Annotated in this window: 12 protein-coding genes and 1 pseudogene; 5 read left to right on the top strand and 8 right to left on the bottom strand. The window is 56.0% G+C overall.

All coding sequences use genetic code 11. The features are described from left to right. Nucleotides 1-16: 16 nt before the first annotated feature. The 6 genes from C9422_RS26615 to C9422_RS26640 all read right to left on the bottom strand — a co-directional run bounded on the left by C9422_RS26615 (nt 17) and on the right by C9422_RS26640 (nt 5718). Entirely contained in the window at nt 17-1186 is a 1170-nt protein-coding gene (locus C9422_RS26615; protein WP_116582743.1) for a M20 aminoacylase family protein, read from the bottom strand. 25 nt (nt 1187-1211) lie between these two features. Further along, on the bottom strand, nt 1212-2444 hold the full coding sequence (locus C9422_RS26620) for a diaminopropionate ammonia-lyase (RefSeq protein ID WP_116582744.1): 1233 nt from the start codon (nt 2442-2444) through the stop codon (nt 1212-1214). Nucleotides 2445-2534: 90 nt separating this feature from the next. Beyond that, nucleotides 2535-3311, bottom strand: coding sequence for an amino acid ABC transporter ATP-binding protein (locus C9422_RS26625; protein WP_116582745.1), 777 nt, complete (start codon nt 3309-3311; stop codon nt 2535-2537). Further along, nucleotides 3304-3969 (bottom strand): amino acid ABC transporter permease, encoded by a 666-nt coding sequence (locus C9422_RS26630; protein ID WP_116582746.1) that lies wholly within the window; start codon nt 3967-3969, stop codon nt 3304-3306. Before C9422_RS26630 ends, C9422_RS26625 begins: the two co-directional genes overlap by 8 nt. Before the next feature lie 8 nt (nt 3970-3977). Further along, nucleotides 3978-4619: an amino acid ABC transporter permease gene (locus C9422_RS26635; RefSeq protein ID WP_116582747.1), complete on the bottom strand. Its 642-nt coding sequence runs from the start codon at nt 4617-4619 to the stop codon at nt 3978-3980. A gap of 115 nt (nt 4620-4734) precedes the next feature. Further along, complete coding sequence (locus tag C9422_RS26640) at nt 4735-5718, bottom strand: transporter substrate-binding domain-containing protein (protein WP_256590038.1); 984 nt, start codon at nt 5716-5718, stop codon at nt 4735-4737. 260 nt (nt 5719-5978) lie between these two features. Here C9422_RS26640 and C9422_RS26645 point away from each other — a divergent pair, with 260 nt between their 5' ends. Continuing rightward, a complete protein-coding gene (locus C9422_RS26645; RefSeq protein WP_007979515.1) occupies nt 5979-6443 on the top strand; it encodes an Lrp/AsnC family transcriptional regulator in 465 nt (154 codons plus the stop codon). A 284-nt stretch (nt 6444-6727) separates the two neighbouring features. Here the strand turns inward: C9422_RS26645 and gltS are convergent, their stop codons facing one another. Then, on the bottom strand, nt 6728-7942 hold the full coding sequence (gene gltS, locus C9422_RS26650) for a sodium/glutamate symporter (RefSeq protein WP_116582748.1): 1215 nt from the start codon (nt 7940-7942) through the stop codon (nt 6728-6730). A gap of 232 nt (nt 7943-8174) precedes the next feature. Then, nucleotides 8175-8735, bottom strand: coding sequence for a YSC84-related protein (locus C9422_RS26655; protein ID WP_116582749.1), 561 nt, complete (start codon nt 8733-8735; stop codon nt 8175-8177). Between the two features lie 530 nt (nt 8736-9265). On the opposite strand from C9422_RS26655, the gene C9422_RS26660 reads away from it, so the two are divergent. The 4 genes and pseudogenes from C9422_RS26660 to C9422_RS32420 form a co-directional block, all read left to right on the top strand. Further along, nucleotides 9266-11401 (top strand): calcium-binding protein, encoded by a 2136-nt coding sequence (locus tag C9422_RS26660; RefSeq protein ID WP_116582750.1) that lies wholly within the window; start codon nt 9266-9268, stop codon nt 11399-11401. A gap of 85 nt (nt 11402-11486) precedes the next feature. After that, a complete protein-coding gene (locus C9422_RS26665; RefSeq protein ID WP_116582751.1) occupies nt 11487-11933 on the top strand; it encodes a VOC family protein in 447 nt (148 codons plus the stop codon). Between the two features lie 396 nt (nt 11934-12329). Next, nucleotides 12330-12611 (top strand): hypothetical protein, encoded by a 282-nt coding sequence (locus C9422_RS26670; protein WP_116582752.1) that lies wholly within the window; start codon nt 12330-12332, stop codon nt 12609-12611. Nucleotides 12612-12939: 328 nt separating this feature from the next. Then, a pseudogene (locus C9422_RS32420) lies at nt 12940-13189 on the top strand (patatin family protein); the annotation flags it as partial.

Genomic DNA, 13189 nt, shown 5'->3' on the forward strand with positions numbered 1-13189 from the left:
GCTGTCCTCTTCTTGCCTATCCCGCAGACAGGGCAGTGCGGGCCACCTCAGCGAAATAGTGCGCACCGGTGGTCAGTACATTGTCGTTGAAATCGTATTTGGCGTTGTGGAGGGGAATGCCCCCTTCATCCGCCTTTTCGCCGTTGCCGATGAACACAAAATTACCGGGCACGACTTGAAGGAAGGCACCAAAATCCTCCGAGATCATCATCGGCTGGATTTCAGCATTCACCTTGTCTGCGCCAACGATTTTTGTCGCGGCAGCAACAGCGATGGGGGTGCACTGTGCCCAGTTCACCGTCGGTGCGAACTCATGGGAGTATTCGAATTCGCAGGAAGCGCCGTGGAGCCTGCAAATACCTTCTGCAACTTCTCGCATCCGCGTTTCCAGCATGGCCTGGACGTCGGGCGCATAACTGCGAGTGTCGCCCTTGATCACAACATGGGTTGGAATCGCATTGCGGATTCCATCAGTGATGAACTCTGTGCACGAAATCACCGCCGGAACGCTCGGGTCGAGGTTTCGGGAAATGATGGTCTGCAACGCCAACACCACTTCAGCCGCAATGACGATTGGGTCAACCCCCATGTGAGGTCGTGCCGCATGGGTCCCCTGGCCTTTGATTCGAATAACGAAGTTATCTTCACTGGCCATGATCCCCCCTGAGCGAGTCGCGATCGATCCAGCGGGTAGCCCGGGCATGTTATGAGCACCGTAGATCGCATCAACAGGAAAACGCTCGAACAGACCGTCGGCGATCATCGCTTTTGCACCACAGCCGTGTTCTTCGGCGGGCTGGAAAATGAAACGCACGGTGCCGTTGAAATCGCGACTTTCGGTCAATAGCCGCGCGGCTCCGAGGATCATCGTCATGTGGCCGTCGTGGCCGCAGGCATGCATCTTCCCGGCGGATACGGAGGCGTGATCGCGACCCGGCGCATCTTCATGGATATGCAGCGCATCCATATCGGCACGCAAGCCTACGACCGCCGGGCTATCACCGATTTTCAGACTCGCGACCAACCCCGTGCCACCAATACCTCGGTGAACTTCCAGGCCCATAGAGGTGAGCGCATCGGCAACGTAGTTTGAGGTCTGCAGCTCTTCGAAGCCGACCTCGGGGTGTTGGTGCAAGTGATGACGCCAGCTCACAAGCTGTGCGTGGAATTCGTCTTGGTTGATCACTGGAGGTGCTCCTTCTCTCTTCGAATCACAGATGTTTTTGTTTCTGCCATTGGCGCTGGCGGTCGATCACTGCTTCGTCGGATTCACCCACCAGGCTTTCGTACACTGTCGGTGCAGTAGCACCTTCGGTACTGATGATCAGGATTCGAGAGTCACTGTTGAGGCCGATTTTTCTGGCTGCTTCTGGATCGCGCACCAGTAGTTGAACAGCCGCCAGACCGGCCACCCCCGACTCACCGGCAACGATGGGAATATCGTTTGCGCTCCCTTGAGCGAGCTTGCGCATCGCGGTTACAGCTTCGTGGTCAGCAATGGTCAAAAAGAAATCGATGCTCGGCTCCAGGAATCGCCAGGCGAGGGGAGAGGTTTCACCACAGGCCAAACCCGCCATGACGGAATCTACCGAGCCTGTCGCTTTGGCAGGACGACCCTGAACCGCGCTTTGATAAAGGCAATCGGCTTGCCGGGGTTCGACCATCACGAATGCAGGTCGTTGGTCTTGATAAATCTCCCAGAGATAGCTGCTGATCCCGGCGGCCATTCCGCCAACGCCCCCCTGCAGGAAGACGTGGGTAAAGGGGCAGGGTGCCGCGGTATCCCCCGTGGTTTGCTCTATCAGTTCGGCGGCGATGGTGCCGTAACCCTGCATCACATCACGAGGGACAATCTCGTAACCTTCGTATGACGTATCGGAGACGACGGGCCATCCATTCTGTTCAGCAACCTTGGCCGTATGCGCGACAGACTCATCGTAGTTGCCCTCAATACGGATAATGCGAGCACCGTACGCCGCAATGGCAGCCTCGCGCTCGGCACTCACATTGGCGTGCAAGACGATGACGCATTTGCAGCCGACGCTTTGAGCGGCGGCAGCCAGGGCCCGGCCATGATTTCCGTCGGTGGCACTGATAACGGTGAAGTCACGAAGGCGTTCCCGATACCTGCCGGTAATAAGCCCTTTGGGGTCGAAGGACTCCTGGGGCATGAGACGCAGAATCAGCCTGATCAACGCGATGGGGGCACCGAGTGCCTTGAAGCTGGCCAAGGGTGAGCGTGTCGATTCATCCTTGACCCAAAACCGTGCGACACCAAGCTCCGTTGCAATGCCGGGAAGCTCCCACAGCGGCGTTGCGTCCTGGCTCAGATGCTCCCAGCTCGATAGCCAGTCTCGTGATTCATGTGCTGAGTCGACGCTCATGACGTCCTTGAGGTCGGCAGGATAAGGGCAACGAGAGGCGCGAGGATTTACGAATAACATACCGGTTCCTTGTAACTCATTGAGAAGTGGCGTGTGGATGGGCGCGGATAGCGTTGCTTTGGGTGCAATATCAGCGAGTGGCATGGTCAGTCATGCGCTCGCCGTTCTGTAGTGCCCTAAAAACTGACGTACGCGTTCACTGTCTGAATTCGTGAAGAATTTTTCCGGTGCAGCCCGTTCAATGATCTGTCCTTTTTCAATGAAGACCACTTCATTTGATACGGCGCGCGCAAACTCCATTTCATGAGTGACGATGACCATGGTGAAACCGTCCTCGGCCAGCGAGCGCATCACCGCAAGGACTTCTCCGACAAGCTCCGGATCGAGAGCAGAGGTCGGCTCATCGAACAAAATGACTTCAGGGTTCATCGCCAGGGCTCTGGCAATAGCCACGCGTTGTCGTTGTCCACCCGACAAAGACCAGGGGTAGGCATCGTGCTTGTGGGACAGGCCTACTTTTTCCAGCAGCGCAACGGCGTGATCGTTGGCATCCTTTCGGCTAACACCCATGACATGAACAGGGGCCTCGGTAACATTCTGGAGCACCGTGAGATGCGGCCAGAGATTGAAGCTTTGGAACACCATGGCGGTTCGAGCGCGCATGGCTGAAAGTTCGCGGTTTGACATGGGTTTAACCCCACCGCTCTTGACCCCCATGCGATCCCCGCCGATGTAAATCTCACCGCCGTCAGGAACCTCCAGCCAGTTGATGCAGCGCAGCATCGTGGACTTACCTGAGCCGGATGAGCCTAAAACGCTGACGGTTTGTCCTCGTTCAACGTTGAGATTGATCCCGCGAAGAACCTCGATACCGGCGAAGTGTTTATGCAGGTCACGTATTTCAACGACTGGAGCTGACTTATTCATTTACCAATCCTCTTTTCTGCGCGCGCCGGCCCAGGCGACGTAATAACGCCTCTACACACAATGTGATGGACCAATACAGAACAATCACAAATATGAAGGGTGGTAGCGGAACGAAGTATTTAGCTTGAACTGCAGATGCTGCGGCGGTTAGATCCATCAGGGTGATGATCGATAAAAAGGCGGTGTCCTTTAGCAGGCAGACTAATTGGTTGCCAAACAGCGGACCTGAACGCATCACCATTTGCGGCAGTAAGATTCTCCAATACATCTTGGCGTTGATGAAACCATGAGCGCATGCAGCTTCTGCCTGGCCAGAAGGTAACGAAGTTCTCGCCGCACGGAGGATCTCGGCGAAATAAGCGCCGTGATAAGTAATCAATGCAATGAATCCGGCCGACCAGACATCCATGCTGATGCCAACGTTAGGAAGGCCGTAATAAAGCAGGTATAAAAAGATCAGAAACGGCAGCATCCGCATGAGATCCAATCCCCCACGTACAAGCCGTCTGGGAATATTGTCCCGTCCTTCTAACAGGAAGGCGATGAAGCAGGCCAACAGAAATGAAAACACGGCCGATACGCAAAAGAGTATGAGTGTGTTCTGGAGGCCAACCGAGAACACATCCAGGTTGTCCCACAGCATTTTAATTCCGTTCATGGGGTCCCCTACATGGCCAGGCGCTTGGCGCGCGAATCTGCGATCCGCTGGAAGCGAACAAGGCCACCAATGATCAAAATGTAAAGAAGGCCTGCCGCGAGGATGGGCGGAAGCGGATCGTAGGTCACAGCAGCAATCCGGTTGGTGACCCGGGTTAAATCCACGATGCCAATCATCGCTATCGCCGGACTGCTTTTGACCAATAGAGACATTTCATTTACAAGCCCGGGAAGACTTGTCGTCAGCATCTGTGGAAGCATGATGCGTCGCAGGGTCAATCCCGTGGTCATGCCTGCTGCTTTGGCCGCCTCCAGTTGTTCACGCGAGAAGCTCGTCAGGGCGCTTCGCCAGATCTCGGCGTTAAATGCGGTGGTATTGATCGTCATCGCCGCAATGGCGACAACTCTCGCATCGACTTCCCAACCAGCGGAAGGTGCTATTACGAACAAAAATAAAACCAGGGTGACCATCGGTGTAGCCCTGATCAAGCTGACATACACAGCGAGAGCCTGACTGACGACAGGGATTTTTGCTGCTCGCAACATCGCAACAACCAGCCCCAGGATAATGCCAAACACTATAGATACGCCGGAAACCCAAATGGTCGTCCAGCCAGCATAAAGTAGAGTGATCCAGTCACTGCTATCCATTGAGTACGTCCTTCGAGCATTCGGCTCTTTGCTATCTACCGAGCCAAAAAGAATAAGTTGCCGACCTGACCATCGTTGACAATTGTTTTTTTTGCCAACGATGGATGCGATCGGATTATTTCGCCGTCAGTTGTGTAAATTGTTCACCGGAAGTAATGGGGGCGTGGGGCAGGTTGTCGAAAGATTGTCCGAGCCACTTCTTCTGTAGCTCAGCGAGTTTGCCGGTTTCGCGCAAATGGTTAACAAAACCACTCAGATAGTCGAGTAGTTCCTTGTTCCCCTTGGCCACTGGCCAAGCGATATAACCCATGCTTGAAGTGGCCTCGCCAACGGCAAATACTTTTGGTCGCTCTTTCACCAGCATGTTGGCAGGCACGATCGAGTTGACGACGTAGTCCAGCCGATGATTAGCCAGGTCGGCATACGCCTCCGGGTAAGATTGATACTGCACAATCTTGCCAATCGCTCCGCCGGAGGCTTTCAGTTTTGCATCCAGTTGCGTCAATCGTGCCAGTTGGGCACCACCGGCCTGTACACCCACGGTCATCCCCGAAAGGCTTGAGATATTCTTGATGCGGTCGTCATCTGCCCGCTTGATGTAATACGAGACCTCGGGCGCGACCGGTGCAACGAAATCAAACGCTCCCAACCGCTCCTCGGTAACGCCAGCACCCGTGATTGCTGCGTCGTATTTACCGGATGTGACACCGGCCAGCAGGCCGGTCCAAGGCATAATGTCCTGGTTTACCTTGAATTTTGCGTACTTGCGCAGCTCCGCGATAACATCCTTGTGAAAGCCGTCGGACTCACCATCCTTGATAAACTCAAAGGGATAATAGCTGTCTTCCGTTGCAACATTGAGTGTGCCGCGACTGTTGATCTCTGCCAGGCTGGCCGCATTAGCCATGCTGGTAATACCAAGGGTAGCGCTGAGGATAATACTTGCCGCGCCAATGGCGAGAAGACGACCCGCTTTGAACATGACACTTCGGTCTGTGCACTTTTCTTGAACAATATGCATCGTGAAACTCCCATCGGATAGGTGGCGGGGCAGTACCAAACTAAAAGCTGCGATTGCTGTTGGGATAGCTTTGATCATGCTTTCTCCGCTCTTATTGTTTTTTGCAGTTGAAGGCGCAGCCCTTGCCTGACAGGCAGGTGGGATAGAAGGATGCTAATGCGCCGGATGCGCACGATTGCTCGAAAATCGAGTGGTCAAATGCATCATCGTTGCGTTTTCAGTATTTTGTTGCGCAGGTTGGGGGAGACGGTGCGAGATTGCAGGGGCTTTACGCAACGAATGAGCGTTCAGTGCGCTTTTCTGCTGTAATGGGTTCGCCCAAGCGAAGGAGACTCAAGATGCAACTTGATGCCTATGACCGAAAAATCCTCAGCTTCCTTCAAGAGAACAATCGGATTTCCCAGCGCGAATTGGCAGAAGGCGTGAACCTGTCTCCCTCTGCGGTCAATAGAAGAATCGCAGCATTGGAATCTGCAGGTGTAATAAAATACAACGTCAGTATCGTGGACCCAGCTGCTGTAGGGCGCCCCATTACCGTTATTGTCGAAGTCAAGCTCGAGAATGAGCGACTTGACTTGCTGGATGAGATAAAAAAGCGCTTCGTTAGTTGCCCGCAAGTGCAACAGGTTTATTACGTGACGGGCGACTTTGATTTTTTGTTGGTGTTGAACGTCAAGGATATGACTGAGTATGAGCAGCTCACTCGTGAACTTTTCTTTTTTGGGAATATCAAGCAGTTCAAGACATTCGTGGCGATGCAGAACAACAAAAGAACTTTTGCGATACCCATGGATATTGAGTGAAGTGCAGTTCCATGCAGGCCGGCAGCGCGGATTTGTCCCGCGCCACCGGTTCACCGCCTCTCTATAGGCGGACCTGCAACTGATGTCCTGTCACAGCCGGGTTATGGAAGTGCTGGAATTCCCGGCAGGGTTGAGTGCGATGCACGACAGGGTATTGCCCAGTCCCCACGAGCACTTTCGTAGTCATTAACACCCTCGCGGTCGTCCAGGGTCAGGGCAGAAGCACACAGAGCACTGACCCAGCTCCCTGTGTGCCTGGCCGTTCGAGAACCGAGGGGCGGTCGTTAAAGCCCACTGAACAGGCTGATGATCACGGCATTGACCAGGTCAATGAAAAAACCACACACCAGTGGCACGATCAGGAAGGCCTGGTGCGCCGCGCCGTACTTCTGTGTCACGGTCGACATGTTGACGATCGCCGTCGCCGTGGAGCCGAGGGCGATCCCGCCGAATCCGGAAGCGATCACGCTGGCTTCGTAATCGCGCCCCATGAAGCGGAAGACCACAAAATACGTATAGGCGACCGTCAGCAGAATTTGCAGGGTCAACGCACACAGAATGAACAACAGCGCACCGCTGAGCTGCCATAGCTGGAGCCCCATCAGGGCCATGGTCAAAAACATGCCCAGGCAGATATCGGAGATCAGCGACAGACCCAGGCTGGCGCCGCTCCAGCTTTTCAGGCGTTTATCACCCACAAAGGCCAGCACAAGGTGGTGAATGACGATGCCCGCGAACAGGCAGCTGACAAATTTGGGCAGGGTGACGCCGGCATCGACCAGCAGCAGGTTGAGCCCATAGCCGAGCATCAGGGTCAGGTTGAGCCACATCCACGCCCAGAGCACGTCGTAGTAGTCCAGCGCCTTGCTCGGTTGTTGTTCGAGTATGCCGACTTCCAGTTCCGCATCCCTGGACGGCGTCAGTCGATAACGACGTATCAGTCGGTTGGCGATAGGGCCGCCGATGACACAAGCGGCAATCAGGCCGACGGTGTTGCTGGCGATGCCCAGTTCATGGGCGTTACTGATGCCCAGTTTCTCGACGAAAAGCGGTGCCCAGGCCAGGGTGGTGCCCACGCCGCCCGTGAGGGAAATGGAGCCCACCATCAGGCCCGCCTTGGGATCCAGCCCGAACGCCTGGGCCACACCCATGCCCAGCGAGTTCTGCAGGAGAATGAACACGGCGGCGAGTACCAGCAGGATCAGCAACGGGCGCCCACCCTTGAGCAGTTGACGCATGTCCGATTTCAAGCCAATGCCGGCGAAGAAATAGAGCAGCAGGGTGTCGCGAACCTGCAGGTCGAATTCGACCTGGATATTCAGGCCGAAGTAGAGCAGGGACGTCACCGCCGCACAGACGAAACCGCCGACAACCGATTCGGGGATGCAGTATTGACGGAGAAAGGCGTTGTGCTGGACGAGGGTTTTGCCGAGGAAAAGCAGGAGGATGGCAAGGGTGAAACTCACGAGGCCGTGAACCTGGAAGAGCTGTGAAGTCATTTAAGGCCTACCTAAAAACTGATCAATCATTATCAGGATTCGATCATTCAATGTTTAGACCTGGATCAATGAATGGTCGAGGCAGCAACCTCCAGCTTGCTCGTCCAGATAGCCCTCATCATCAGCTACGTCTGTGCGCCAGGAGTGAGGACAGCCTAGCCTGTATGGGAAAACCCACCAGTATTGGCATAGGCCGCCATCACGCTCCCGATGGCCAGTCAAACGCCTGAGTCTAGCGCTTGATCAGGGAAATCTTCGTTCCCTCGATACTGACCCCCGCCATCAACCCTTGCTGGTCGAAGATGAACGCGTAGGCGTCGTCCTTCAGCGTCGAGCTGGACAGGTTCTTCGCAACCCCTTCATCAACCACGACAACCGTTGGTCCCACACCGATTTCCCAGCCCTTGGTTTCGGCTATGTATTTCACGGCTTTATCGGTCATCAGGAAAACCGCATAGCCGTACGACTGGGCGCCGGCCTGCAGCCCCCATGAACCGCTGACGGAGTTGTAGTAATTGTCGACTGTGGCGCCTTTCATCAGGACGCCTTCGCCGTAGCTGCCACCGAACACAAGGCCCGCCTTGATGATTTTCGGGAAAACCAGCACCGCTTTGGCTTCGTGCGAGATTTTTTCGGCAAAAGGATGGGCCTTGTAAAGCAATTGCAAGGCTTGTTTGGCATCGGCATTCAGATCCTCGGCGGTGGCCGCTCCTGCAGTGTTCAGGAAACCGGTCGATGCCAATGTTGCAGTGGCGAGGAAGAACGAGAGGAAGAACCGCATTGATTGAGTCATTTGCATACTCCGCTGAGGGAGCATTGGATGAGAGCAGCGGCAGGCGCCTGCATTTGGCAGGAACTGAATCCGCTGAGGTTATCCGGCGCACCCTGAAATGTGTGAATTCAAGCGTCGCTTTTGTATGAAGCAGGCTCCTAATCACCTGTCATTTGCGATGCCATCAGATGTTGTGACCACTGCGTAATGGCGGTGTTCGTTCGCAAGGCTTTTCTTTGGGGGCCTGTCGAGTAAAAAAGGTGTGCGCTAGAACTATTGTCAAAGTTCACGCCGGGGAAATCCTTTATATTTCAAAATGTTTCCTCCGCTCGCCGGAGATAACAGATTTTCAAACCCTCCTGCCCCGCAACCCCCCGAGCCAGCCATGTAGCGGCATTGGAAGGTGGGCGAAGACTGCGGAACACCCGTCTGCATTGGCGATAAACGGCGAGGCCCAATGGCGCACTTGTGACCCCTTGGGTTTGTCTAATTTCCTCAACCCGCTGTAACGCAGTTAACGCTTACCATTTCCTTTAATGGAGGGTAGTACCATGGCTGTTATCAATGGGACTGAACAAGGCGACTTCATATTTGGCAACCCGGAGGCTGATCAGATCTTCGGCCTGGGTGGCGACGACTTTATCCTGGGTGAAGGAGGCAACGACTCGATAGAAGGGGGGGATGGCAACGATGAACTCGTCGGTGGTGACGGCGATGATCTCCTTCGCGGTGGCGCCGGACTCGACAGTCTTACGGGCAGTGTCGGTGCCGATACCCTGACCGGGGGCGCGGATAATGACGCTTTCAACTGGTTTGTCGGCAGTGGCGTGGAATCCTCTTCCCTGGCCCGCGACACAGTGACCGACTTCCAGGGGGCCGGCGTTGCCGGTGGTGACAACCTGCTTCTCTCCGCGAGCAACCGCCTGGTTTTCGAGGGGGCTCGCCCCACGGTGCCGACGCTGGGCGCTTCGCTCGGTTTCGGTGGCAACGGTTTTACCGAGGTGTTCTATGCCGTAGGTGCCACCAGCACGCTGCTGTTCGCGGACTCCAACGACAATGGCGTGCTCGACGCCAGTGACTTCTCTGTACAACTCACGGGACAGCACAACCTCACAAGAGCCGATTTCGGCACCACGGCCTTCGTTGTACGTGGCACCGAGGGCAATGACGTGATCAACGGCACCCCGGACGCCGATACAATCTTCGCGCTCGGTGGCAACGACGTGGTGAACGCCGGCAACGGCAATGACATCGTCGACGGCGGCGCCGGCAACGACATCCTCAACGGTGGCGCGGGAATCGACCGGCTTACCGGGGGGCTGGGCAATGACACCCTCAACGGTGGCGATGACCGCGACCTCATCACCGGGGGCGACGGCAACGACATCATTGATGGTGGCGCCGGCAATGACACGACGCTTTCCGGCGGTAACGGCACTGATATCGTCAATGGCGGTGCCGGCAACGATACCCTCGACGGCGATGCCGGTAACGACCAGTTGTTCGGTGGTGTCGGTAACGACGACTTCTTTGGCGGCGAGGGTAACGACCAGATCTTCGGCGAGGACGGCAACGACGAACTGTTCGGTGATGCCGGCAACGACCAGTTGTTCGGCGGCAATGGTGACGACGCGCTCGAAGGCGACGCCGGGGCAGACCAGTTGAACGGCGGTGCCGGCAATGACGAGTTCGAGTTCTTCCTTGGCTCGTTCAACCCGAGCTCGACCTTCGTGATCTTCGATACGGTCCAGGACTTCCAGGGCGCAGGTGTGGCCGGCGGCGATACGCTCGAGCTGAACGATGAGTTCGTATTTCGTGGCCAGGTTACGCTCAATCCACAGCTTGGCGCAGTACTTGTCGGCGGCGGCAACGGCATCACCGACCTGTTCTACACGGTCCGCCAGGGCAACACCTGGCTGATAGCGGACGACGATGACAACGGCCGGCTCGACAGCACCGACTTCACGGTGAACTTCCTCGGCGTCAAGAACTTCACGGTGGGCGACTTCGGTAACAATACCGAGTTCGTCACGGCGGGCACCGATGGCAACGACATCATTGTCGGCACCGATGGCGACGACAAGATCTTCGGCCTCGGTGGCAACGACCAGTTGTTCGGCCAGGCAGGAGAGGACCTGCTCGATGGCGGTACGGGTGACGACGTGCTGCTCAGCGGCACTGGCCTGGATAATCTGTTTGGCGGCGAGGGTAACGACACGCTCACCATCGAGGATTTCGGCAGTGCCTTCGGCGGAGCCGGCAACGACCTGGTGATCGGCAGCAGCGCCGCGTTCGCCTTCCAGACGACCCTTGAGGGCAATGAAGGCAACGACACACTGCAATCGGGCAGCGCAGGCGCCTTCATGATTGGCGGCACCGGGGACGACCGGCTGGTGGGCAGCGCGGCGGATGACTTCATGGTCGGCAGCGTCCAGTTCGAACCTGGCTTCGATGCGGACAGGTTCCAGTTCGGTGCCCTCTGGGGGACGGACACCATCGCCGATTTCGAGGACGGCATTGATCTGATCGACCTGAGCGCCAGTGGTCTGACCTTTGCTAACCTTACCGTTGGAGAACAGTTCGGCGAGGCCGTCATCAGCGTCACGGGCCAGCCGGGGGTGGGAACCATCACCTTGAGCGGCGTGCCACAGGCCGCCATCACCGAGTCGGACTTCGCCTTTACCTGAGTGAGCGACGCATGCTCACGCCGGTTGAGGGCGTGAGCATGCCTCAGGCCGGGCGACGGGCCCCTTCAAGCGCCAGGGAGACAGCATGACCGTCAAGCGCATGGACAACATCGGCATCGTTGTAGAAGACATCGACGCTGCCATTGAGTTCTTCACCGAACTGGGCCTTGAGCTCGAGGGGCGCGCGCCCATCGAGGGCGACTGGGCAGATGGCGTCACAGGATTGCGCGACATGCGCGTCGAGATTGCCATGATGCGCACGCCGGACGGTCACAGCCGGCTCGAAATTTCCCGATTCCTCGCACCCCCCGTGGTCGCCGATCACCGCCGCGCCCCGGTGAACGCGCTTGGTTACCTGCGAGTCATGTTCACCGTGGAAGACATTGACGACACACTCGCCAGGCTCCACAAACACGGCGCAGAGCTCGTCGGCAAAGTGGTCCGGTACGAGGAGATGTATCGTCTGTGCTACATCCGGGGGCCCGAAGGCATTCTCATCGGACTTGCCCAGGAACTCGGGCAAGTCCGGTGAGTACCTGCGGCAGGTGCTGAGCGTCACCACCGGACCGGATGCAAGCGCGAGATAACCTGGGTGCCTTGCATATCGCTGATCTTAACGATGGAAACTCAGTATTAACCTGGTTGGCTTGTCGGTTTTATTATTGATTTTCCAATAGTTAAACAGTCGGTTTTTGCATTTGGTGGAATCCGATGCTGCATAAAAAGCTAGCAGATATCGCATATTGACAGGTGGTCAAGCCAAAACTACCATCCGCCGCCATGAACTTTAAGGTAGCTAATCACGGGTATCTTGCACTTGCTCCGGTACCCGGGTGGAAATGTATATTCATGTGCCTGTTGTGTCTGCAGTATTACTGAATGTCGAGCCTGTCAGATTCAAACTCAATGTGCGTCAAGGCGAGCCAAAGTGAAAAAGTCACTCATCCTGTTGACCCTGCTTGCACCCCTTATCGCCAATGCTGGCGAACCTGATCACCTGGCCATTTGCAACAGGCTCAAGCCAGATATCACTCGTAGTTACGGCGTGCACAATTTGAATTTGGTGGATAACGGTAGTTCATACGTATCGGGTGAAGGGGTTGTGCTCTGTGTATATGACGGCATTATCCAGAAGTTCTACGCTGATCGTTCTGTCAGGGTTATGGCAACACTGAATGTCGCCAGCAATAAATACCGCGTCCTGTTCTAGTAGTGGGTTGTCACTCATGAGCTGGAAGTTCTAATACATTCTCTGCTGGTTATTGAAACCATGTTCTTTCATCAGGCGTTCCAACCCGACTTTGTTGAATATTACGCTCTGCCCCTTAACCTGGTGAGTCCAACGGCTTTCGCATAAAACCTGGCGCGCGCGGCCAGTGAGTTTTTTTATCAGGTAAAGGAGCGCAGAATGAGCAGCCCGGCGTTCGAATGAAGTGCCGCTGGCGGGGCTGGCGTGTGGTCATCTCGAGCACCAGGGGTAGGGACTCTCTCGGCGATGATGAGCGCTTGCTGACGACGGCAAGGGCTGGAGACGCGCTTTGAAACCATTCCCGCTCAGACCTGGCGCCTCAACTCTGGACATGTTTCTTCAAGCGTGTCTGCCACGTCGTGACGCTGTTCCGCCAACCTTGACGGAAAAAGCGGTCATCCCCGGCATTCCCAATGCTCGCTACAGGCTGGACCACGACCTGACGCCTTTCATTGAGGATGCGGTTCAGTCCAACAAGCGTGAGAGCGAGGAGCTCGCCAAGGCCGGGAAGCCGAACCATATCCTTCCGCTGGCCAATA

Source organism: Pseudomonas sp. B1(2018), assembly GCF_003097365.1.
In the GTDB taxonomy this organism is placed as follows: domain Bacteria; phylum Pseudomonadota; class Gammaproteobacteria; order Pseudomonadales; family Pseudomonadaceae; genus Aquipseudomonas; species Aquipseudomonas laurylsulfatiphila.

Bases quoted from the DNA above. Each gene is read 5' to 3' on its own strand.
- C9422_RS26655 (WP_116582749.1), bottom strand. From the start codon at position 8,735: ATGACTCAATCAATGCGGTTCTTCCTCTCGTTCTTCCTCGCCACTGCA.
- C9422_RS26635 (WP_116582747.1), bottom strand. From the start codon at position 4,619: ATGGATAGCAGTGACTGGATCACTCTACTTTATGCTGGCTGGACGACC.
- C9422_RS26625 (WP_116582745.1), bottom strand. From the start codon at position 3,311: ATGAATAAGTCAGCTCCAGTCGTTGAAATACGTGACCTGCATAAACAC.
- C9422_RS26665 (WP_116582751.1), top strand. From the start codon at position 11,487: ATGACCGTCAAGCGCATGGACAACATCGGCATCGTTGTAGAAGACATC.
- C9422_RS26640 (WP_256590038.1), bottom strand. From the start codon at position 5,718: ATGATCAAAGCTATCCCAACAGCAATCGCAGCTTTTAGTTTGGTACTG.
- gltS (WP_116582748.1), bottom strand. From the start codon at position 7,942: ATGACTTCACAGCTCTTCCAGGTTCACGGCCTCGTGAGTTTCACCCTT.
- C9422_RS26645 (WP_007979515.1), top strand. From the start codon at position 5,979: ATGCAACTTGATGCCTATGACCGAAAAATCCTCAGCTTCCTTCAAGAG.
- C9422_RS26660 (WP_116582750.1), top strand. From the start codon at position 9,266: ATGGCTGTTATCAATGGGACTGAACAAGGCGACTTCATATTTGGCAAC.
- C9422_RS26620 (WP_116582744.1), bottom strand. From the start codon at position 2,444: ATGTTATTCGTAAATCCTCGCGCCTCTCGTTGCCCTTATCCTGCCGAC.
- C9422_RS26630 (WP_116582746.1), bottom strand. From the start codon at position 3,969: ATGAACGGAATTAAAATGCTGTGGGACAACCTGGATGTGTTCTCGGTT.